Genomic DNA, 20,583 nt, shown 5'->3' with positions numbered 1-20,583 from the left:
ACACTGTTGAGTTCTCAAACAACCGACACACACCAACTCAGCACCACCCGACCGGGCAGAACCTCGCTTGGGGCAACTTCTCAAATCTACCAGATCCTCTGCGCCCTCTCCAACTCGGTGATCCGAGCGGAGGGAGCCGGGGAACCAGCAGCCCCGATCATGTCACGGCGCGCGAGGCTCCGTGTCCTTCTCGGGGGGACCGCCCGGGGGACCAGCCACCGTCTCGTGTGATCGAGAACCGGTGTCCGTTCCTCCCTGCCGGGCGAACGTCGAGAACACTACACGCGCTCCGACCGGGTGCCAAATCCGTGTGGTGCGCTCCCGTTGCCCGCGCGGCAGCGCCGTCCGCCGCTCGGCTCGCGGCGCCCCGTCGCGGCGCGGGATGGGCGGGTCGCTCTGTCCTCCCACCACGACGGGACGACGAAGGGGCCGGTCCCGCTCGACGCGGTCCGGCCCCTTCGTCCTCAGGGCGACTCGGCTGCTCAGCCGGCCGCGCCGTCCGCGACCGCGACGCCGAGCGTCTTCTTCCCTCGGCGCAGGAGGGCGAACTGCCCGTGCAGCAGGTCCCCCGCCGCGAGGACTGCGTCCTCGCTCGTCACCTTGACGTTGTTGACGTACGCGCCACCCTCGGCCACCGCCCGACGAGCGGCAGCCTTCGACGCGACGAGGCCCGACGCCGCGAACAGGTCGACGACCGCGTCGCCCACCTGCGCCGTCGTGCGCGGGAGCTCCGCGACCGCCGCGCCCAGGGTTCCCGCGTCCAGGCCGGCGAGCTCGCCCCGGCCGAAGAGCGCCTGGCTCGCGGCGATCACGGACGCCGTCGCCTCCGCCCCGTGCACGAGGGTCGTGACGTCCGAGGCGAGCGCGCGCTGCGCCTCGCGCGCCCCGGGGCGCTCGCGCACCGCGGCCTCGAGCTCGGCGATCTCCTCCCGCGTGCGGAACGTGAAGATCTTCAGCCAGCCCACCACGTCCTCGTCCGCGGCGTTGAGCCAGTACTGGTAGAAGGCGTACGGGCTCATCATGTCGGGTGCGAGCCAGACCGCCCCGCCCTCCGTCTTGCCGAACTTGGTGCCGTCGGCCTTGGTGATGAGCGGCGTGGTGAGCACGTGCACGGCCGCGCCCTCGGTCTTGCGGATGAGCTCGACGCCCGAGAGCAGGTTGCCCCACTGGTCGTTGCCCCCCGTCTGGAGGGAGACGCCGTGCCGGCGGTACAGCTCGAGGAAGTCGATCCCCTGGAGGATCTGGTAGCTGAACTCGGTGAAGCTGATGCCCTCCTCGGAGCGCAGTCGGCGCGCGACCGTGTCCTTCGCGAGCATCGTGCCGAGCCGGTAGTGCTTGCCGACGTCTCGCAGGAAGTCGATCGCCGACAGCTCGGAGATCCAGTCGAGGTTGTTCACGAGCCGGGCGGGGTTGTCGCCCTCGAAGTCGAGGAACCGGGACACCTGCGACTTCAGGCGCTCGGTCCACTCCGCGACGGTCTCCTTGGTGTTGAGCACCCGCTCGCCCGACTGGCGCGGGTCACCGATCATGCCCGTCGCCCCGCCCACCAGCGCCACGGCGCGGTGGCCCGCGAGCTGGAGGTGACGCAGCACGACGAGCTGCACGAGATGACCGTGGTGCAGGCTCGGCGCCGTCGGGTCGAAACCGCAGTAGTACGTGATCGGGCCCTCGGCCAGCGCGGCGCGCAGCGCAGCCTCGTCGGTGGACTGCGCCACCAGGCCCCGCCATTGCAGCTCGTCGAGAACGTCGCTCACTTCTGCTCCTTCGTCGAGTGCCCGCTCCGGGCACGTGCTCCGCCGCCCGTGCGGGAGGCGGGTCCTAGTCTGCCGTGCCGCGCGGCCACCGTCGGCCACCGCCCACGGGACGGCCGGCGCGTCAGGCGCACGGTCGCGCCGTCGCGGCCGCACACCGCGGCCCGGCAGCGTGACTCACCGCGCCCGGGCGCTCACACGGCGGTAGGACGAGACCGTCGGGTCTCCCGTGAGCCACGAGCGCCACGGGTACAGGTCTCCGTCTCCCCCGTCGCCCGAGACGCCGACGCGCGGGCCCGTCGCGATCGCGGGACGCAGCGTCGTGGCAGTCCCACGGTGCACCACGAGCTCGCCCTCGGGGTCCGTCAGCTCGGCACCGTACTGGCGCAGGTCGAGGTCGAGCGCGACCGCGAGACGCGCGGGACCCCGCGCGATCTGGCGGTCGGAGTCGCACCTCCCGGCGGCGAGCCGGCGCGCCCGCGCGAGGTCGACGCCGTCGGTCACCTCGCCCGCGCGCAGCAGGACGGCGGACGCGCGGCCCAGCGGCCCGCAGACCACGTTGACGCAGTGGTGCAGGCCGAGGTGCCGGTACACGTACAACCGCCCGGGCTCGCCGAACATCGCGCGGTTGCGCTCCGTCCGCCCGCGGAAGGCGTGAGAGCCCGGGTCGCGCTCGCCGTCGTACGCCTCGACCTCGGTGATCCGCAGGGTGACGTCGCCGTCGTCGCCGCGTCGGGTGAGGAACGACCCGAGCAGGTCCCGGGCGACCTCGTGGACGTCGCGCGCGTACCAGCCCCGGGCGGGGACGTCCCACGGTCCGACGGCACGGGAGTCACCGCTCCCCGTCGTCTGCGTCACGGCGTCCGTCGACATCGCACCACCTTCCGTCGTGGGCAATCTACGCCCCGTCGCCCACGCGCGGGCTCCGCCGCGGCGGGCGCGGGCCCACGTACCAGGCCAGCACGACGACCAGGGCGACGCTCACCCAGGTGGCGGGAACCCAGCAGCCGGGCGCGACGCTCCGCAGCCGGTCCGGGGCCGCAGGCCCGGACCAGGCGACGACCAGCGCGAGCACCCACCAGGTCCCCGCCGTCGCCGCCAGGACAGTGCCGAGGAGCGCGAGCGGTGCCGGGTAGGCGCGCCTGCGCTCCACCCAGCGCCCTTGCCGGACGACCCGCCGACGGGCCGCCGCGTCCTCCCGAGCACGTCGCTGCGCCGCAGTGGGAGCGCCCCGAGCGCCGCGTCGTGGTCGAGGTGACGTCGACGACCCGGCCACGGGCAGGCGTCCGCCCTCGCGCGCGAGCCCTGCCTCGATCTCGGCCCGCCGACGGCGCGTCCGCCGTGCGCCGACGAGCGTCGCGATCGCGGGCGGCATCAGGACGCCCAGGGTGATCCACCAGACGTGGCCGGTCGGGACGTCCCACACCCACCAGGTCCCCCCGGAGTCGAACCGGCTCGGCAGCAGGAACAGGGTCGACAGGGACGTCGTGCGGGCGGTCGCGGCGAGGACGACGGCGGTCGCCGTGCCCACGACGGCGTACGCCGACACCCCGATCGCGAGACCGTCCGTCGTCCGGACGGCGCGGGCCCAGGCGGACCGGGCGGCCTCGACCTGCGCGTCCGACGCGTCCTCCCGGACGGCGCTCATCGGTGCCCCGCGCGCACGACGGTCCCCCACCCGTCGAGCACGACGTCCGCGCGCTCGCGCGACGCGTTGCGCGCGTAGTGCGCGCGCTCGTCGGCCATCCAGGCGAGCCAGTGCTCGCGCTGGTCCTCGCCGTCCCGGTCGAGCCCGCGCCGCAGCCGCACGTCGTCCGGGGCCTCGACCCACACGCGCAGCGCCGCGACGTCGTCCGCCTCCCGCCGGCCCGCCCCGCACCCCTCGACGACCAGGTACGGCGCGGGGGCGACGTCGTGCCACTCGGCGAAGCGGTCGAGCGCCCAGTCGAAGCGGCGGTACCGACCCGGACGACCCGCGGCGAGGGGCGCGAGGACCCACTCCTCCAGTCGGCTCCACGCCGGCTCGAGCCCCCGCCAGCCCTCGTACAGGTCGTCCATGTGGAGCACCTGCGCGGGCAAGGCCCCGCCGAGCTGGGCGGCGAGCGTCGTCTTGCCCGAGCCCGCCGGCCCGTCGATCACCACGAGCCGGGTGCCCGACGTCGTCGCGCCGCCTCCCGCGGGCTCGTCGCCCGGGCCGGTCGACGGGCCGGTCGACGAGCAGAGGCGCGGGACGGCGTCGCGCACGCGGCGCACGAGGTCCGCGAGGACGTCCTGGTCGACGCTCACGCACGCACCCTCGGCCCGGGCGCCGTCAGTCCTGGGCCCAGAAGCGATACTCGGCCGAGCGCTCCTTCGCGGCCTCGAGCTGCTCGGCGACCCGGACGGGGGCGGTGCCGCCCACGGCGTCGCGCGACGCGAGCGAGCCCTCGACGCTCAGCACGTCGCGCACACCCGGCGTCAGGTGCTCGGAGATCGACGCGAGGTCGTCGTCCGAGAGGTCCCACAGCTCGATGCCGCGCTCCTCGCACACCCGCACGCACGCGCCCGCGACCTCGTGCGCGACGCGGAACGGCACGCCCTCGCGCACGAGCCACTCGGCGACGTCCGTCGCGAGCGAGAAGCCCTGCGGCGCGAGCGAGGCCATGCGCTCGGTGTCGAACGTCAGCGTCGCGACCATGCCGGAGAACGCGGGCAGGAGCACCTCGAGCGTGTCGACCTGGTCGAACACGGGCTCCTTGTCCTCCTGCAGGTCGCGGTTGTACGCGAGCGGCAGACCCTTGAGCGTCGCGAGCAGGCCCGACAGGTCGCCGATGAGGCGTCCCGCCTTGCCGCGCGCGAGCTCGGCGACGTCGGGGTTCTTCTTCTGCGGCATGATGCTCGACCCCGTGGAGTACGAGTCGTGCAGGCGCACGAAGCCGAACTCCTTGGTCGCCCAGAGGATGACCTCCTCCGCGAGGCGCGAGAGGTCGACGCCCAGCATCGCGGCGACGAACGCGAACTCCGCCACGACGTCGCGCGACGCCGTGCCGTCGATCGAGTTCTCGACCGGGCCGTCGAACCCGAGCTCGGCGGCGACGGCCGCCGGGTCGAGGCCCAGCGACGAGCCCGCGAGCGCCCCCGACCCGTACGGCGAGCGCGCGGCGCGCACGTCCCAGTCGATGAAGCGGTCGACGTCGCGCAGCAGCGGCCACGCGTGCGCGAGCAGGTGGTGGGCGAGCAGGACGGGCTGCGCGTGCTGGAGGTGCGTGCGGCCGGGCATCGCGGCGCCGGGGTGCGCGGCGGCCTGCTCGATCAGCGCGTCGACGACGTCGAGCACCAGCCCCGCGATGGTGCGCGCCTCGTCGCGCAGGTACATGCGCGTGAGCGTCGCGATCTGGTCGTTGCGCGACCGGCCCGCACGCAGCTTGCCGCCGAGCTCGGGACCGGCCCGCTCGATGAGGCCGCGCTCGAGCGCGGTGTGCACGTCCTCGTCGTCGTCGGCCGCGACGAACGCACCCGACGCGACGTCCTCGCGCAGGCGCTCGAGCGCCGCGAGCATGCCGTCGAGCTCGTCGTCGTCGAGCAGGCCCGCGGCGTGCAGGACCTTCGCGTGCGCCTTCGAGCCCGCGACGTCCTGGCCCGCGAGGCGCCAGTCGAAGTGCGTCGACTTGCTCAGCGCGGCGAGCGCGTCGGCGGGACCGCCGGCGAAGCGGCCGCCCCACAGGCTCACGCGCCCTCCCCCGTCGTTGGCCGCCGCCACCGCGCCGTCCTTGACGGGCGTGGTGGTCTCCGGTCCCTGCTGGTCGTGCGTGCTCACAGTGCTCCTGCCCCGAGGTCCACACCGTTGCCGAACTTCTCGTCGCGCGCGGCGGCGAGCTTCGCGGTGAGACCGTAGATCTCGATGAATCCCTTGGCCTGCGACTGGTCGAACGAGTCGCCCTCGTCGTAGGTCGCCAGGTTGAAGTCGTACAGACTCGCCTCCGAGCGGCGGCCCGTGACGGTCGCGCGCCCGCCGTGCAGCACGAGGCGCACGTCGCCGGAGACGTACCGCTGGGTGTCGTCGATGAACACGTCGAGGGACCGCTTGAGCGGGCTGAACCACATGCCGTCGTAGACGAGCTCGGTCCAGCGCTGCTCGACGCCGCGCTTGAAGCGGGCCTGCTCGCGCTCCAGGGTGACGTTCTCGAGCTCCTGGTGCGCGGCGATGAGCGCGATGGCGCCCGGGGCCTCGTAGACCTCGCGGGACTTGATGCCGACGAGGCGGTCCTCGACGATGTCGATGCGGCCGACGCCCTGCGCGCCCGCGCGGCGGTTCATCTCCTGGATCGCCTGCAACGGCGTCACCGCGACGCCGTCGAGCGCGATGGGGATGCCCTGCTCGAACGTGACGACGACCTCGTCCGCGACGGGCGGGAACGTCGGGTCGTCGGTGTAGTTGTAGACGTCCTTGGTGGGGGCGTTCCAGATGTCCTCGAGGAAGCCGGTCTCGACCGCACGGCCCCACACGTTCTGGTCGATCGAGAACGGGTTGTGCTTGGTCGTCGCGATGGGCAGGGAGTGCTTCTCCGCGTACTCGATGGCCTTCTCGCGCGTCAGCGCGAGGTCGCGCACGGGCGCGATCGTCTTGAGCTCGGGCGCGAGCGACGTCGTCGCGACCTCGAAGCGCACCTGGTCGTTGCCCTTGCCGGTGCAGCCGTGCGCGACGGTCGTCGCGCCGAACTGGCGCGCCGCGCGCACGAGGTGCTTGACGATGACCGGGCGCGAGATCGCCGAGACGAGCGGGTACCGGTCGAGGTAGAGGCCGTTCGCGCGCAGCGCGGGCATGCAGTACTCGGCCGCGAACTCGTCGCGCGCGTCGGCGACGTACGCCTCGACGGCGCCGCAGTCGAGGGCGCGCTGCCGGATGACCTCGAGGTCCTCCCCGCCCTGGCCGACGTCGACCGCGACGGCGACGACCTCGGCGCCCGTGGCCTCGGCGATCCAGCCGATGGCCACCGACGTGTCCAGGCCGCCCGAGTAGGCGAGCACGACGCGTTCAGTCATGACGGTCTCTTTCTGTGACGTGCGGGTGGGGTCCGTGGTCCAGTCTCGCAGGGCGCTCCGCCGCGCGGGACGTGGTCCGACGGCGGTCAGTCCGGCGTGCCGGGGACGGGCCCCCCGTGGGGCCCGGACAGCTCGAGGAAGCGACGCGCGAGGTCGGCCCCGCCGTCGGGGTCGCGCGCGATGACGAGGATCGTGTCGTCGCCCGCGATGCACCCGAGCACGTGCGGCAGCACGGAGTGGTCGATCGCGGACGCGAGGTAGTTCGCCGCGCCGGGCGGGGTGCGCAGCACGACGAGGTTCGCCGACGCCTCGGCCGAGACGAGCATCTCCGAGCACAGGCGCGCGAGCCGGGCCGCGAGGTACTCGGGCGACTCCGCGGTCTGCACGCTGCGGTCCCCGCCCTCCCCCGGCACGGCGTACACGAGCGCGCCCGAGGCGCCCCGCACCTTCTCGGCGCGCAGCTCGATGAGGTCGCGCGACAGCGTCGCCTGCGTCACCGACAGCCCCTCGCGCTCGAGCTCGCGCGCGAGCTCGGCCTGCGAGTGGATCTCGGTGCGGCGCACGATCTCGGCGATGCGCGCGTGGCGCGCCGTCTTGGTCGTCGCCGTCCGGGCCTCGGTCACGACCGCTCCAGGAGGAACGTGAGCAGCGCCTTCTGCGCGTGCAGCCGGTTCTCCGCCTCGTCCCACACCGCCGAGCGGGGGCCGTCGATCACCTCGGCGGTGATCTCCTTGCCCCGGTAGGCGGGCAGGCAGTGCAGGACGATCGCGTCGTCCTTCGCGTGCGCGAGGAGGTCGTCGTTCACCTGGTAGGGCACGAACGGGAGCGCGCGCTGCTCGGCCTGGGCCTCGTCCCCCATGGACACCCAGGTGTCGGTCGCGACGACGTCGGCGCCCGCGACGGCCTCGACCGGGTCGGACGTGACGAGCACCGAGCCCCCCGTCTCGGCGGCGATCCGCTCGGCGTCGGCGACGAACACCGGGTGGGGCGGGTACCCGTCCGGCGTCCCGACCCGCACGTGCAGGCCCGCGGTCGCGCCGCCGAGCAGGTAGGAGTGGGCCATGTTGTTGGCCCCGTCGCCGACGTACGCGAGCGTCTGGCCCGCGAGCGCGCCCGTGCCGCCGCGGAGCTGGGCGATCGTCAGCAGGTCCGCGAGGATCTGGCACGGGTGGAAGTCGTCGGTGAGCGCGTTGACGACGGGGACCCGGCTCATCACCGCCATCTCCTCGATCCGGTCCTGGCCGAACGTCCGCCACACGATCGCCGACGCCTGCCGGTCGAGCACGCGCGTCACGTCCGCGACGGACTCGCGCACGCCGACCTGGGCGAGCCGGCCGTCCACGACGACCGGGAAGCCGCCGAGCTCGGCGATGCCCGTCGCGAACGAGAGCTGCGTGCGCAGCGTCGGCTTGTCGAACAGCACGGCCACGCCCTGCGGGCCGGCGAGCGGCTGGCGGAACGTGCGGTCGTCGCGGAACGCGAGGCCGATCTCGAGGACCTGACGCTGCTCGGCGGGCGTCAGGTCGTCGTCGCGCAGGAAGTGCCGGGGGGCCATCAGGAGCTCCTCGTCGTGGGGGCGGTCGTGGAGGCGGGGTCCGCGGTGCCGGGTGCGGAGGGGCCGGTCGCCGCGGCGGCCGGGTCCTCGGGGACGGCGACCGCCGCGAAGAACGCGACGACGTCGCGTGCTTGGTCGGGCGTGAGGATCAGGGGCGGCGCGAGGCGGATCGCGTCGGGCGCGACGGCGTTCACGACGAACCCGGCGTCGAGAGCCGCGCGCGCGACGTCGGCCGCGACGGGCCGGGTGAGCTGGACGGCGAGCAGGAGACCACGACCGCGCACCCCGGCGACGAGCGGGTTGCCTGCCGAGGAGATCCCGTCGCGCAGGAGCGCCCCGACGGTCCGCACGTTCTCGAGGAGCCCGTCGCGCTCGATCACCCCGAGCGTCGCGAGCGCCGCGGCGGCGGCGACCGGGTTGCCCCCGAACGTCGTGCCGTGCTGACCGCGGCCGAGCAGCGTCGCCGCGCGCTCGCCGTACGCGACCACCGCGCCGACGGGGAAGCCGCCGCCGAGCCCCTTGGCGAGCGTGACGACGTCGGGCACGACGCCGCCGCCCACCTCGGGCTGCTGGTAGGCGAACCACGAGCCGGTGCGCCCGACGCCGGTCTGCACCTCGTCGAGGACGAGCAGCGCGCCGTGGCGCGCCGTGAGCTCGCGCGCGGCGACGAGGTAGCCCGGCGAGAGCGAGCGCACGCCGGCCTCGCCCTGCACGGGCTCGACGACGAGCGCGGCGACCTCGCCGCGGGCCGCCACCGCCGCGGGCGAGAAGGCCTCCTCGAGCGCGGCGACGTCGTCGAACGCGACGAACTCGACGCCGCCGGGGAGCGGCTCGAACGGCTCGCGGTACGCGGCCTTCGACGTCAGCGCGAGCGCGCCCATCGTCCGCCCGTGGAAGCCGCCCTGGAGCGCGAGGACCCGCGTGCGGCCCGTGCGGCGCGACATCTTGAACGCCGCCTCGTTCGCCTCGGTGCCCGAGTTCGTGAAGAACACGCGCGACCCCTCGGGCGCCTCCGCGAGCGCGAGCAGGCGCTCGGCGAGCGCGATCTGCGTCGGGGTGCCGAAGAAGTTCGACACGTGCCCGAGCGTGCCGAGCTGGGCCGAGACGGCGGCCGTGAGCGTCGGGTGGGCGTGGCCGAGCGCGTTGACCGCGATGCCCGCGAGCAGGTCGAGGTACCGCTTCCCGTCGGCGTCCCACACGTACGCGCCCTCGCCGCGCACCAGGACGCGCTGCGGCGGGCCGAACGTGTCCATGACGGCGTGGGCGTAGCGGTCGGTCCACTGCGCGACGGACCCGTCGGCGGGGGCCGTCACGGTGGTCGTCGGTGCGGGCGCGGGCGCGCCCGTCGGGTGGTCGAGCGCGTTCACGCGGCTCCTCCGGCGGTCGTGGTGAGCGCGGGCGCCGGAGCGCCCGCGGCGTCGGGGACGACCATCGTCCCGTTGCCCTCGGTGGTGAAGACCTCGAGCAGCGTCGAGTGCGGCACGCGGCCGTCGATGACCGTCGCCGCGGGGACCCCGCCCTCGACGGCGCGCAGGCACGCCTCCATCTTGGGGACCATGCCCGCCGAGAGCGACGGCAGGAGCGCCGCGAGCTCCGAGCGCGTGATCTGCGCGACGAGCGACCCGCGGTCCGGCCACGACGTGTACAGGCCCTCGACGTCGGTCAGGACGACGAGCTTCTTCGCGCCGAGCGCGACCGCGAGCGCCGCGGCGGCCGTGTCGGCGTTGACGTTGAGCACCTGGGTCGGGTCCTCGAGGTCGGGGGCGATGGTCGACACGACGGGGATGCGGCCGGCGTCGAGCAGGTCCTGGACCGCGGACGGGTGCACCTCGACGACGTCGCCGACGAGCCCGACGTCGACCGGCTCGCCGTCCACGGTCGCGTGCCGGCGCTGGGCCTGCAGCAGGCCGCCGTCCTCGCCCGAGAGCCCGACGGCGTACGGGCCGTGCGCGTTGATGAGGCCGACGAGCTCGCGCGAGACCTGGCCGGTGAGGACCATGCGCACGACGTCCATCGCCTCCGGCGTCGTGACGCGCAGGCCCCCGCGGAACTCCGACTCGATGCCGAGGCGGTCGAGCATCGCGGAGATCTGCGGGCCCCCGCCGTGCACGACGACCGGGCGCAGGCCGACGCGGCGCAGGAACACCATGTCCTCGGCGAACGCGGCCTTGAGCGTGTCGTCGACCATGGCGTTGCCGCCGTACTTGACGACGACGAGCGCGCCGGCGAACTCCTCCAGCCACGGCAGGGCCTCGACGAGCACCTCCGCCTTCTGCTCGGGGCGCAGGTCGGTGCGCGTGTCGAACGCGGCGTCGTCCGGGTGGGGCGTGGGCGTGGTGAGGTCGCTCATGAGGAGTACGCGCTGTTCTCGTGGACGTAGTCGTGCGTGAGGTCGTTGGTCCAGACGGTCGCGCTCGCGGAGCCGGCGTGCAGGTCGATCTCGACGCGCACCTCGCGCTCGGCGGCGAGGTCGACGAGCTCGCGGGGCTCGCCCACTCCCCCGGCCCGGCACACCTGGACGTCGTTGACCGTCACGTCGAGCAGGAGCGCGTCGAACGGCGCGACGTCCTCGGGGACGGTCCCGACCGCCGACACGATGCGCCCCCAGTTCGGGTCGTTGCCGAAGATCGCGGCCTTGAAGAGGTTGGAGCGCGTCACGGCGCGCGCGACCGCGACGGCCGCGTCCTCGCTCGACGCGTTCACCACGGTGACGGCGACGTCGTGGCTCGCGCCCTCGGCGTCGGCCACGAGCTGGCGCGCGAGCGACGCGCTCGCCTCGGCCACGGCGTCCGTGAGCTCGTCGAGCGTCACCTCGACCCCGGACGCGCCGGAGGCCAGAAGGATCACGGTGTCGTTCGTCGACATGCAGCCGTCGGAGTCGACACGGTCGAACGTCGTGCGCGTGGCGGCGCGCAGCGCGGCGTCGGCCGTCGCGGCGTCGACGACGGCGTCCGTCGTGAGCACGCACAGCATCGTCGCAAGGCCCGGTGCGAGCATGCCCGCGCCCTTCGCCATGCCCCCGACGGTCCACGTCGCCGCGCCGTCCGGCGCGGTGGCGTCCGCGACCTCGCGGACCACGGAGACGGTCTTGGGCACCGTGTCCGTCGTCATGATCGCCAGCGCGGCGTCGCCGCCGCCGTCGACCGTCGCGACCGGGTCCGCGAGCGCCGCCGCGGCGGCGTCGACCCCGGCGAGCAGCTTCTCCAGGGGCAGCCGCACGCCGATGAGGCCCGTCGAGCAGACGAGCACGTCGCCCGCCGACGTCGCGAGCACGTCGGCGACGTGCTCCGCCGTGCGGTGCGTGTCGGCGAAGCCCTCCGGCCCCGTGCACGCGTTGGCGCCGCCCGAATTGAGCACGACGGCCGTCGCGCGCCCGTCGCTCACGGCCTGCCGCGTCCAGGCGACCGGCGCGGCGAACACGCGGTTCGTCGTGAGGACGGCCGCGGCGACGTCGAGCGGCCCGTCGTTGACGACGAGCGCGACGTCGCGGGCGCCCGTGGACTTGAGCCCGGCGGCGACGCCAGAGGCCCGGAAGCCCTGCGGGGTGGTGACGGTCACGGGGCGACCCCCTCGGTCGTGAGGCCCGCCGTCTGCGGCAGGCCGAGCGCGATGTTCATGGACTGCACCGCGGCGCCCGCGGTGCCCTTGACGAGGTTGTCGATCGCCGTGACGGTGACGACGCGGCCCGCCGCGTGGTCGACCGCGACCTGGACGAGGGCCGTGTTGGCGCCGAGCGTCATCGCCGTCGTGGGCCACTGGCCCGCCGGCAGCACCTGGACGAACGGCTCGCCGACGTACGCGTCCTCCCAGGCCCGGCGCACGCGCGCGTCGAGCTCGGCGGGGTCGAGGCGCGCGGCGTCGTCGGACAGGCGCGCCGTGACCGTGGCGAGGATGCCCCGGGACATGGGCACGAGCGTCGGCGTGAACGAGATGCTCACGGCCGGGGCCCCCGCGGCCCGCAGGTTCTGCGCGATCTCCGGGATGTGCCGGTGCGACCCGCCGACGGCGTACGGCTGGGCCGACCCGATCGCCTCGGAGGCGAGCAGGTGCGGCTTGAGCGACTTGCCCGCGCCCGAGTACCCGTTGGCGAGCACCGCCACGAGGTCGCGCCCCTCGACGAGGCCCGCCGCGACGCCCGGCTGGATGCCGAGCGTGACGGCCGTGACGTTGCAGCCCGGCACCGCGATGCGGCGCACACCGGCGAGCCGCTCGCGCTGCTTGGTCTCTCTCGCGCCTGCCCCGGCGTCGCTCGTGAGCAGCAGCTCCGGCAGTCCGTATGGCCACGTGCCCGCGTGGTCCGACCCGTAGAACGCCTGCCAGTCCGCCGCGGACTCCAGCCGGTGGTCCGCGCCCAGGTCCAGCACGAGCACGTCGTCCGGGAGCTGCGCCGCGATCTCGCCCGACGCGCCGTGCGGCAGAGCCAGCACGACGACGTCATGCCTCACGAGGTGCTCGACGCTCGTCGGCAGCAGCACGCGGTCGGCGAGGGATCGCAGGTGCGGCTGGTGCTCGCCGAGGAGCGACCCCGCGTTGCTGTGCGCCGTGACGGCGCCGATCTCCACCTCCGGGTGCCCGGCAAGCAGGCGGAGCGTCTCCCCGCCGGCGTACCCGGACGCACCCGCGACCGCGACTCTGATCGTCATATGCATCACTATACATACTTATGCAACGGTCGGGTCGGAGGTCCCGCCTACGGTACGCGCCGTCGGGTCGGCGGTGGGGCGGGGACTCGTACCCGCGGGGTCGGGTCCGCGGTGGGGTCGGGACTCGTGCCCGCGGGGTCGGGTCCGCGGTGGGGTCGGACCGTGTGCTCGGACTGGCGCACCGTCGCCTCGGTCTTCCGGGCGGGTGTTCTAGGAGTGCGCCTTTGACGTCCTTCGCACACGGTCCGACCCCACCGCTCGTCCTGGGCGTCACCGCACGACCCGCGGCACAGGCTCGGCGGTCCGGTCCGGCTGAACCGTGGGTCGACCCTGTCGCCTCGGCCGTGAACGTTCCGGCCAGAGGCGAGAAGTGGCCCCATCAGACCCCGCTCGTGGGGCCACTTCTCCCCTCTCGTCACCAGGTGTACGGCTCGGACGAGGGCCGGGGACCCGACGACCTCAGACTGCCGCCGCGCAGACGGCGCGGACGCTCGCGCCGAGGACGGAGGTGTCGCGGCCCACGGTCCAGCGCGGGGCGCCGTCGGGACCGCGGTGCTCGAGGTAGGTGATCGCTGTGGCATCGCTGCCGGTGCCGACGGACTGCTGGGTGAGCGCGAGGATCTCGACGGCCCGGCCGAGGCGGGCGAGCGCGTCGGCCAGGGCGTCGACCGCTCCGGCCCCGGTCCCGGACGTGGTGACCTGTGCGCCGTCGACGGTGAGCACGAGGTCGAGGCGCTCGGTACCGTCGCCGGCGCGGCGGCTCGTCCAGGAGACCGGCTCGACGGCGCCGGGCCGGGCGTAGGCCGCGTCGAACAGCGCGAGGAGCGCGTCGGGCGTCACCTCGGCGCCGGTGGCGTCGGCGTGCTCCTGGACGCGGCGCGCGAGGTCGACCTGGAGGCCGCGAGGCAGGTCGAGGCCGTGCACGGAGTGCAGCACGTACGCGACGCCGCCCTTCCCGGACTGGCTGTTCACGCGGACGAGGGCCTCGTACGACCGCCCGAGGTCGACAGGGTCGACCGGCAGGTAGGGCACGCGCCACGGCGCCACCGCGGGGTCGAGGCCCGACGCCGCGGCGTCGGCCCGGTGGCGTTCCATGCCCTTGCGGATCGCGTCCTGGTGCGTGCCGGAGTAGGCGGTGTGGACCAGCTCGCCCACGTAGGGGTGGCGCGGGTGCACGTCGATCCGGTTGCACGCGACGACGACGTCGCGGATCCCGTCGAGGTCGGAGAAGTCGACCATCGGGTCGACGCCCTGCGCGTGGAGGTTGAGGCCGAGGGTGACGAGGTCGACGTTCCCGGTGCGCTCGCCGTTGCCGAAGAGGCATCCCTCGACGCGCTGCGCCCCGGCGAGGACGGCGAGCTCGGCGCACGCGACGCCGGTCCCGCGGTCGTTGTGCGGGTGCACGGAGAGGATCACGGAGTCGCGCCGCGCGAGGTGGCGGTCCATGTACTCGATCTGGTCGGCGTAGACGTTGGGCGTGGCGACCTCGACCGTGGCGGGGAGGTTGAGGATCACGGGGCGCTCGGGCGTCGCGTCCCAGAGCGTCGTCATCCGGTCGCACACGTCGAGCACGTAGTCGGGCTCGGTGAGGTTGAACACCTCGGGCGAGAACTCGAAGCGGACGCGCGGGTCGTCGCCGGCGTGGCGCAGCACGTCGGCCCCGGCGTCCGTGACGAGACGCGCGAGGTCCTCGCGGTCGCGGCCGAGGACGACGTCGCGCCAGACGGGCGCGGTCGCGGTGTACACGTGGACGACGACGGGGTTGCGCAGCCCACGAACGGCCTCGAACGTGCGCGCTATGAGGTCCGATCGCGCCGCGGTGAACACGACGACCGTGACGTGCTCGGGCGCGAGGTCGGTCTCGGCGAGCAGGCGCACGAAGTCGAAGTCGGTCTGCGACGCCGACGGGTAGCCCACCTCGATCTCGGTGTAGCCCATGGCGACGAGCAGCTCGAAGAAGCGGCGCTTGCGCGCCGGGTCCATCGGCTCCGCGAGCGCCTGGTTGCCGTCGCGCAGGTCGACCGGGACCCACAGCGGTGCCTGGGTGAGGCGGCGCGAGGGCCAGCGGCGGTCGGGCAGCTCCGGCACGTCGACCTGGGCGTGGACGTCGGCATAGCGGAACGAGGGCATGCGCGAGGGGCGCTGGCGGTTCCAGGAGGGCCTGGCCTCGCCCCCGTCGGTCGGGAGGACGGTCGAGGCGTCGGTCCAGGGATCGGTCGAGACGTCGGGGGTGCGCGCGGCGGAGGTGGGAGCGGTCATGGTCTGTCCTTCGGGTCGCGCCCCGCGAGGGCGGGGCGGTGGGCGACCGGCGCGCGACGGTTCCCCACGGCGGGGAGCCGGTCCGGTCAGACCCCGCCGTGGCGCCGAAGGAGGAGCGCCGTCCAGGACATGCCGGGTACGCTAGCGCCGAACAAGTCCTCAGACAACCTGAGAGGTAATCCATGAACGCGCTGCAGCGGCGCCCCCTCGCGGACCAGGCGGCCGAGCTCCTGCTCGACCGCGTGCGCTCCGGCGTCTGGCCCCTCGACCACCGGCTGCCCGGCGAGCAGACGCTCGCGACCGAGCTCGGCGTCGGGCGCTCGACCGTCCGCGAGGCGATCCGCCAGCTCGCGGGGCGCGGCGTGCTCGACAGCCGGCAGGGGTCGGGCGTGTACGTCGTGTCGACCGACACCGCGGACGACTGGGACGAGGTGCTGCGCCGCGGGGAGATCGTCGACGTGCTGGAGGTGCGCGCCGCGCTCGAGGCGGAGGCCGCGGGCCTCGCCGCCACACGCCGCACCCCCGCCGACCTCCGGGCGATGACGACGGCGCTCGCGCGTCGCGGGCAGGTCCCGGCGACGTCGTCGGCCGCCGAGTACGTGGACGCGGACCTCGTCTTCCACCGGGCGGTCGTCGACGCCGCGCACAACGCGGTGCTGGGCGAGCTGTTCGCGACCTTCGTCCCACGACTGCGCCGCGCGATGGTCGCGATGGTCGACCTCGACCGTGCGGGCGAGGCGCACCGGCACGACCAGGACGCGCACGAGGCGATCCTCGACGCGGTGCGCGAGCGCGACGCCGTCCGCGCGTCCGCGGCGGCGCGCAAGCACCTCGCCGCCGTCCACGCGAAGGTCGCCGGTCGCGGCGCCGGCGCAGCGGGTGGCGAGCGGTGAGCGCGGAGGTCCTGTCCCTGCGCGGCGTCGACCTGGTGCGGGAGGGGCGGGCGATCCTCGACGGCGTCGACCTCGTCGTCCGGGCGGGCGAGCACTGGGCGCTGCTCGGCCCGAACGGGGCGGGCAAGAGCACGATCCTCGGGCTCTGCGGGGCGCGCCGCCACCCGACCCGGGGCACGGTCCACGTGCTCGGCGAGCGCCTGGGCCGCGTGGACATCCAGACGTTGCACCGCCGCATCGGCCACGTCGACCCGCGTCACGACCTGCGCTCGCCGCTGACCGTGCTCGAGGTGACCCTGACCGGTCTCACGGGGACCGTCGACTGGCGCCCGCGCTGGCAGCCGACCCCGGACGAGGTCGACCTCGCCCGGGGCCTCGTCGCCGACCTCGGTCTTGCCCACCGCGCGCACGACCCCTGGCCGACGCTCTCCCAGGGCGAGCGCGGGCGAGCGCTCGTGGCGCGCGCCCTCCTGCCCGATCCCGCCCTCCTGCTGCTCGACGAACCGTCCACCGGGCTCGACGTCGCCGCGCGCGAGCAGCTCCTCGAGACGCTCGACGCCGTGCGCGCGACCCGGCCGCACGTCGCCTCGGTGCTGGTGACGCACCACCTCGAGGAGCTGCCGACCACGACCAGCCACGCGCTCCTGCTCGCGCACGGCCGCGTCGTCGTCGCGGGAGCCGCGGAGGACGTGCTCGTCACGGAGCACGTCACGCGCTGCTTCGACCACCCGGTGCACGTCGAGCGCCGGTTCGGGCGCTGGCACGCGACGGCCGGGCACGCGCGTCCGCCCCGCCTCGTCGGCGACGACGCGGCCGCCCTCGGGACGGCGTCCCGCGCCGTGGCAGACCCGGCTGCGGCCCCGGCAGCCGCTCGACCCTAGGCTGGGGCCATGCACGCGATCGTGGCCCGCGCGGCGGGCGGCCCCGACGTCCTGGAGTACACCGAGCTGACCGACCCCTCGCCGGGTCCCGGGCAGCTCCTCGTCCGGTCCGCCGTGGCGGGCGTGAACTTCATCGACACGTACAAGCGCTCGGGCGTGTACGCGATGGAGTACCCGCACGTCGTGGGCAGCGAGGGGGCGGGCGTCGTCGCCGGGCTGGGCGACGGCGTCGAGGGGTTCGCCGTCGGCGACCGCGTCGTGTGGACCGAGGCGCCGGGGTCGTACGCGGACCTCGTCGTCGTGGACGCGGCGCAGGCGCTGCACGTCCCCGACGCCGTGTCGCTCGAGGACGCGACCGCCGTCGCGCTCCAGGGCCTCACCGCGCACTACCTGTGCACGTCGTCGTACCCGGTCCGCCCGGGCGACCGGGTGCTCGTGCACGCGGGCGCGGGCGGCGTCGGGCTGCTCCTGACCCAGATGCTCGTCGCACGCGGGGCGCACGTGATCTCGACGGTCTCGACACCCGAGAAGGCGGAGCTGTCCCACGGCGCGGGCGCCGAGCACGCGATCCAGTACACGGCGTTCGCGGACCTCACCGCCGAGCTGCCCGAGGTCGTGCGCGGGCTCACGGGCGGCGAGGGCGTCGCGGCGGTGTACGACTCGGTCGGCAAGGACACGTTCGACGCGTCGCTCGCGTCGCTGCACCGCCGGGGCACGCTCGTGCTCTACGGGGGCTCGTCCGGCCAGGTCCCGCCGTTCGACCCGCAGCGCCTCAACGCGGGCGGGTCGCTCTTCCTCACGCGCCCCAAGCTCGCCGACCACACGGCGACGCGGGCCGAGCTCGTCGAGCGCGCGACCGAGGTGCTGGGCGCGGTCGCGGGCGGCACGCTGCACGTGCGCGTCGGCGCCACGTTCCCGCTCGCCGACGCCGCCGACGCGCACCGGGCGCTGGAGGGCCGCGCGACCACGGGCAAGGTCCTGCTCGTCCCTGACGCAGCGGCACGGGCCGCGGGCGCGGGCACCGCGTGAGCTGGGACTGGGTGCCCGCGCGGCCGGGCGAGGAGGACGGGTCCGACGGCGGCCCCTCCCCCGCCCTGCGCCGCGCCGTGACGGTCCTCGCCGTCCTGCTCACCGCGGCGTTCGCCGTGTACTGGGTGACGGTCGGCCTCCGCCAGCAGGCGGACGCGTGCGTCGCCGACCGCCCCGAGGGCGTCGCGATCCGTGACGTCGACACGCGGTGGCGCTGGTCCCCGCCGGGCTACGACTGCGTCTACGCGACGGCTGAGGAGGACGTCGCACGCGCCTGACCCACGTGCCGATGGCTCGTGCGCGGGTCGGCGCTCAGTGCGACGCGACGGGCGACGTCGCGTGCAGATGGTCGACCGGCCCGCGGCCCGTCCCGACCCGCAGCGCGGCACCGGCCCGCAGCGCGGCCGTGAGCCACTCCTTGGCGTCGCGCGCGGCATCCTCCCAGCCGTCGCGCTGCGGTCGCAGGGCTGCGAGCGCCGCGGAGAGCGAGCACCCCGTGCCGTGGGTGTGCGGCGTGTCCACGCGCACCGCGTCGAACGTCGCCACCACCGACGCCGTGCCCAGGGTCGTCCCTGGCACCACGAGCGCGTCGGGCGACGTCGCGCCCGTGAGGTGACCGCCCTTGAGCAGCACGACGGCGCGGCTGGTCCCCGCGTACGACGTCGCCTGGCGCAGCGCGTCGTCCCACGTCGTGGCGACGTCCTGCCCGGCGAGGACGGCCAGCTCGGGGAGGTTGGGGGTGACGACGTGGGCCCGCGCCGCGAGGTCGCGCACGGCCTGCTCCGCGCCCGCGTCGAGCAGGCGGTGCCCCGACGTGGCGACCATGACGGGATCGAGGACCACCCAGGGCCGCGGGAGACCGACGCGGGCGCGGGCGGTGGCGAGCGCGTCGAGCCACGCCCCGATCTCGCGCGCGTTGGCCTCGTCGGCCACCATGCCGATCTTCACGGCGTCGATCTCGACGTCGTCGGACACCGCGTCGAGCTGTTCGCGCAGGAACGCGGGTCCGGGGACGTGCACGGACCGCACGCCGTGCGTGTTCTGCGCGACGAGCGCCGTCGTGACGGCCATGCCGTAGGCGCCGTGCGCGGCGAAGGACTTGAGGTCCGCCTGGATGCCCGCGCCCCCGGTCGGGTCGGTCCCGGCGATCGAGAGGACGCGCGGACGCGAGGGGCGGGCACCGGTCCTGCTGTCGGGACCGGGCGGGCAGGCGGGGTCGTGCTGGGGCAGGGCGAGCGTCATCGCCGGACATCCCTTCGCTGGTACGAGCCAGAGCAGGTTCGACGGGTCTCATCTCAGCCCTCGCGGGCACCCCGTGTCGCTCGCCATGCTACGTCCTGGGCGCCGGAGGGTTTCACCCGTTCTCGTGCGCGAGAACTCGTGCGCGACGGCGTCCTCCTGGGTATGCCGCACGACCGACCCTCCCGCCGCCCCGTGCCGGGCTCCGCGACGCCGCTGCGTCGTCCGGTCCCCGCCCGCTGGACGACCGTCGACCGCCGCGGCCGCCGCGTCGTGCTCACCGGCGTCGTGACGCACGAGGACGGCGACCGTGTCGCCTTCGAGCACGCCCACCCCGTGCGCGGCGTGTGGCACGTCTGGGTCGCCCGTGCGGCGGTCGTGCGCGACGCACCCTGACGGACCGGACGTCAGGCCTGGTGGATCGCCTCCCCCGCGATCTCGAGGCCGATCTTCTTGCCGACGAGGAACCCCCCGGTCTCGAGGAGCACGTTCCAGACGAGGCCGAAGCTCTCGCGGTCGATCTCGGCCGCGGCGTGGAAACCGAAGATGTCCCGGCCGTAGGGGTCGCGGCGCGCGCCCCCGTACTGCATCGACAGCGTGGTCCGGTGCGTGACGCCCCGGACGGTGAGCAGCCCGTCGACGAGGAAACGTCCCGCCTGCGCCGCCCGCGGCTGCACCCGCTCCGGCGCGAGCTCGGCACGCTCGGGCGAGCGGTTCCGCAGCCGCGCCCACGCGAGGATCTGGTCCTGCTGCTCGCCCTGCCACGTGACCGACGTGCTGCGGAACTCGATCGTCGGGTAGGCGTCGACGTCGAGGAAGTCGGGGCTGCGCAGGTGCGCGTCGCGCTCCTCGTGGTGGGTCGTGAGGCTCGCCGTCTCGATGGTCGCGGAGACGGCGGACGCGAGCGGGTCCTCGCCGACCAGGATCGTCGCGCGCGCCCGGGTGAACTCGCCCCGGACGGGCGACACCATCATGTGCATCCCGGTGAACCCGATGCGCTTGTGCGCCTCGTCCAGGGCGTAGGTACCGGCCTCGGGAACGGTGAGGCCGTTCCACTGCCGGACAGGGCGTGCCGTCGTCATCCGTCGCTCCCAGGCGTCGTCGAGCCGCGACGTCGGTGTCCGCCCGGTACTTGGTCAGGTGTCCAGGACAGCATCCCCGATGAGTGAGTGAAGTTTCAACCAGATGCCGGGTGATCTCCCCCGCGCACGCGCCGTCCACGGCCCCTGGGAGCCGCAGTCCCTGGGCGCACGAGCGCCGCCCGACCCGGAGAGGTCGGACGGCGCTCGTCGAGCTGCGGCGGGTCCGCGA

General features: G+C 74.7%; 20 protein-coding genes and 1 riboswitch. Of the genes, 5 read left to right on the top strand and 15 right to left on the bottom strand.

The genetic code is table 11. The features are described 5' to 3' along the window. Positions 1-482: 482 nt before the first annotated feature. The 13 genes from tyrS to NF338_RS15310 form a co-directional block, all read right to left on the bottom strand. Positions 483-1,754: a tyrosine--tRNA ligase gene (gene tyrS / locus NF338_RS15370; protein ID WP_264031570.1), complete on the bottom strand. Its 1,272-nt coding sequence runs from the start codon at positions 1,752-1,754 to the stop codon at positions 483-485. Between the two features lie 174 nt (positions 1,755-1,928). Further along, complete coding sequence (locus NF338_RS15365) at positions 1,929-2,624, bottom strand: DNA-3-methyladenine glycosylase (protein WP_264031569.1); 696 nt, start codon at positions 2,622-2,624, stop codon at positions 1,929-1,931. A 25-nt stretch (positions 2,625-2,649) separates the two neighbouring features. Continuing rightward, the gene (locus NF338_RS15360) at positions 2,650-3,399 is read right to left on the bottom strand and encodes a hypothetical protein (protein WP_264031568.1); all 750 of its coding nucleotides are present in this window, start codon (positions 3,397-3,399) and stop codon (positions 2,650-2,652) included. Next, complete coding sequence (locus NF338_RS15355) at positions 3,396-4,037, bottom strand: uridine kinase (RefSeq protein ID WP_264031567.1); 642 nt, start codon at positions 4,035-4,037, stop codon at positions 3,396-3,398. The genes NF338_RS15360 and NF338_RS15355 overlap by 4 nt, the downstream gene beginning before the upstream one ends. A 25-nt stretch (positions 4,038-4,062) precedes the next feature. Continuing rightward, a complete protein-coding gene (gene argH / locus NF338_RS15350) occupies positions 4,063-5,490 on the bottom strand; it encodes an argininosuccinate lyase (protein ID WP_264031586.1) in 1,428 nt (475 codons plus the stop codon). A 53-nt stretch (positions 5,491-5,543) separates the two neighbouring features. Beyond that, positions 5,544-6,773: an argininosuccinate synthase gene (locus NF338_RS15345; RefSeq protein ID WP_087471855.1), complete on the bottom strand. Its 1,230-nt coding sequence runs from the start codon at positions 6,771-6,773 to the stop codon at positions 5,544-5,546. An 86-nt stretch (positions 6,774-6,859) separates the two neighbouring features. Continuing rightward, on the bottom strand, positions 6,860-7,396 hold the full coding sequence (locus NF338_RS15340) for an arginine repressor (protein WP_043655538.1): 537 nt from the start codon (positions 7,394-7,396) through the stop codon (positions 6,860-6,862). Next, positions 7,393-8,328: an ornithine carbamoyltransferase gene (gene argF, locus NF338_RS15335; RefSeq protein WP_264031566.1), complete on the bottom strand. Its 936-nt coding sequence runs from the start codon at positions 8,326-8,328 to the stop codon at positions 7,393-7,395. Before argF ends, NF338_RS15340 begins: the two co-directional genes overlap by 4 nt. Continuing rightward, positions 8,328-9,641, bottom strand: coding sequence for an acetylornithine transaminase (locus tag NF338_RS15330; protein ID WP_264031585.1), 1,314 nt, complete (start codon positions 9,639-9,641; stop codon positions 8,328-8,330). The genes argF and NF338_RS15330 overlap by 1 nt, the downstream gene beginning before the upstream one ends. Positions 9,642-9,691: 50 nt before the next feature. After that, positions 9,692-10,678: an acetylglutamate kinase gene (argB, locus tag NF338_RS15325; protein WP_264031565.1), complete on the bottom strand. Its 987-nt coding sequence runs from the start codon at positions 10,676-10,678 to the stop codon at positions 9,692-9,694. Then, entirely contained in the window at positions 10,675-11,886 is a 1,212-nt protein-coding gene (argJ, locus tag NF338_RS15320) for a bifunctional glutamate N-acetyltransferase/amino-acid acetyltransferase ArgJ (RefSeq protein WP_264031564.1), read from the bottom strand. Before argJ ends, argB begins: the two co-directional genes overlap by 4 nt. Then, positions 11,883-12,977 (bottom strand): N-acetyl-gamma-glutamyl-phosphate reductase, encoded by a 1,095-nt coding sequence (argC, locus tag NF338_RS15315; RefSeq protein ID WP_264031563.1) that lies wholly within the window; start codon positions 12,975-12,977, stop codon positions 11,883-11,885. Before argC ends, argJ begins: the two co-directional genes overlap by 4 nt. 453 nt (positions 12,978-13,430) lie before the next feature. Then, positions 13,431-15,101: a 2-isopropylmalate synthase gene (locus tag NF338_RS15310; RefSeq protein WP_264031584.1), complete on the bottom strand. Its 1,671-nt coding sequence runs from the start codon at positions 15,099-15,101 to the stop codon at positions 13,431-13,433. 311 nt (positions 15,102-15,412) lie between these two features. On the opposite strand from NF338_RS15310, the gene NF338_RS15305 reads away from it, so the two are divergent. From NF338_RS15305 to NF338_RS15290, 4 genes are read left to right on the top strand one after another with little or no spacing between them, the layout of a single operon-like run. Next, entirely contained in the window at positions 15,413-16,123 is a 711-nt protein-coding gene (locus NF338_RS15305) for a FadR/GntR family transcriptional regulator (RefSeq protein ID WP_264031562.1), read from the top strand. Next, the gene (locus NF338_RS15300) at positions 16,120-17,004 is read left to right on the top strand and encodes an ABC transporter ATP-binding protein (protein WP_264031561.1); all 885 of its coding nucleotides are present in this window, start codon (positions 16,120-16,122) and stop codon (positions 17,002-17,004) included. The genes NF338_RS15305 and NF338_RS15300 overlap by 4 nt, the downstream gene beginning before the upstream one ends. Before the next feature lie 9 nt (positions 17,005-17,013). Continuing rightward, positions 17,014-18,033, top strand: a complete 1,020-nt coding sequence (locus NF338_RS15295; RefSeq protein WP_264031560.1) for a quinone oxidoreductase family protein — start codon at positions 17,014-17,016, stop codon at positions 18,031-18,033. Beyond that, a complete protein-coding gene (locus NF338_RS15290) occupies positions 18,030-18,311 on the top strand; it encodes a hypothetical protein (protein WP_264031559.1) in 282 nt (93 codons plus the stop codon). Before NF338_RS15295 ends, NF338_RS15290 begins: the two co-directional genes overlap by 4 nt. A gap of 34 nt (positions 18,312-18,345) precedes the next feature. Here the strand turns inward: NF338_RS15290 and thiD are convergent, their stop codons facing one another. Then, on the bottom strand, positions 18,346-19,275 hold the full coding sequence (thiD, locus tag NF338_RS15285; protein ID WP_264031558.1) for a bifunctional hydroxymethylpyrimidine kinase/phosphomethylpyrimidine kinase: 930 nt from the start codon (positions 19,273-19,275) through the stop codon (positions 18,346-18,348). Beyond that, positions 19,268-19,359, bottom strand: a riboswitch (TPP riboswitch). It overlaps the preceding gene by 8 nt. Before the next feature lie 108 nt (positions 19,360-19,467). Between thiD and NF338_RS15280 the strand changes: the two genes are divergently transcribed. Then, positions 19,468-19,668 carry a hypothetical protein gene (locus NF338_RS15280; RefSeq protein WP_264031557.1) on the top strand — a complete coding sequence of 67 codons (201 nt, stop codon included), beginning with the start codon at positions 19,468-19,470 and terminating at the stop codon, positions 19,666-19,668. 11 nt (positions 19,669-19,679) lie between these two features. On the opposite strand, the gene NF338_RS15275 is transcribed toward NF338_RS15280, so the two are convergent. Continuing rightward, on the bottom strand, positions 19,680-20,354 hold the full coding sequence (locus tag NF338_RS15275) for a YceI family protein (protein ID WP_264031556.1): 675 nt from the start codon (positions 20,352-20,354) through the stop codon (positions 19,680-19,682). Between the last annotated feature and the right edge of the window lie 229 nt (positions 20,355-20,583).

The organism is Cellulosimicrobium sp. SH8 (assembly GCF_025818875.1).
Lineage (GTDB): Bacteria > Actinomycetota > Actinomycetes > Actinomycetales > Cellulomonadaceae > Cellulosimicrobium > Cellulosimicrobium cellulans_D.
This window is presented reverse-complemented; position numbering and strand designations above follow the sequence as displayed.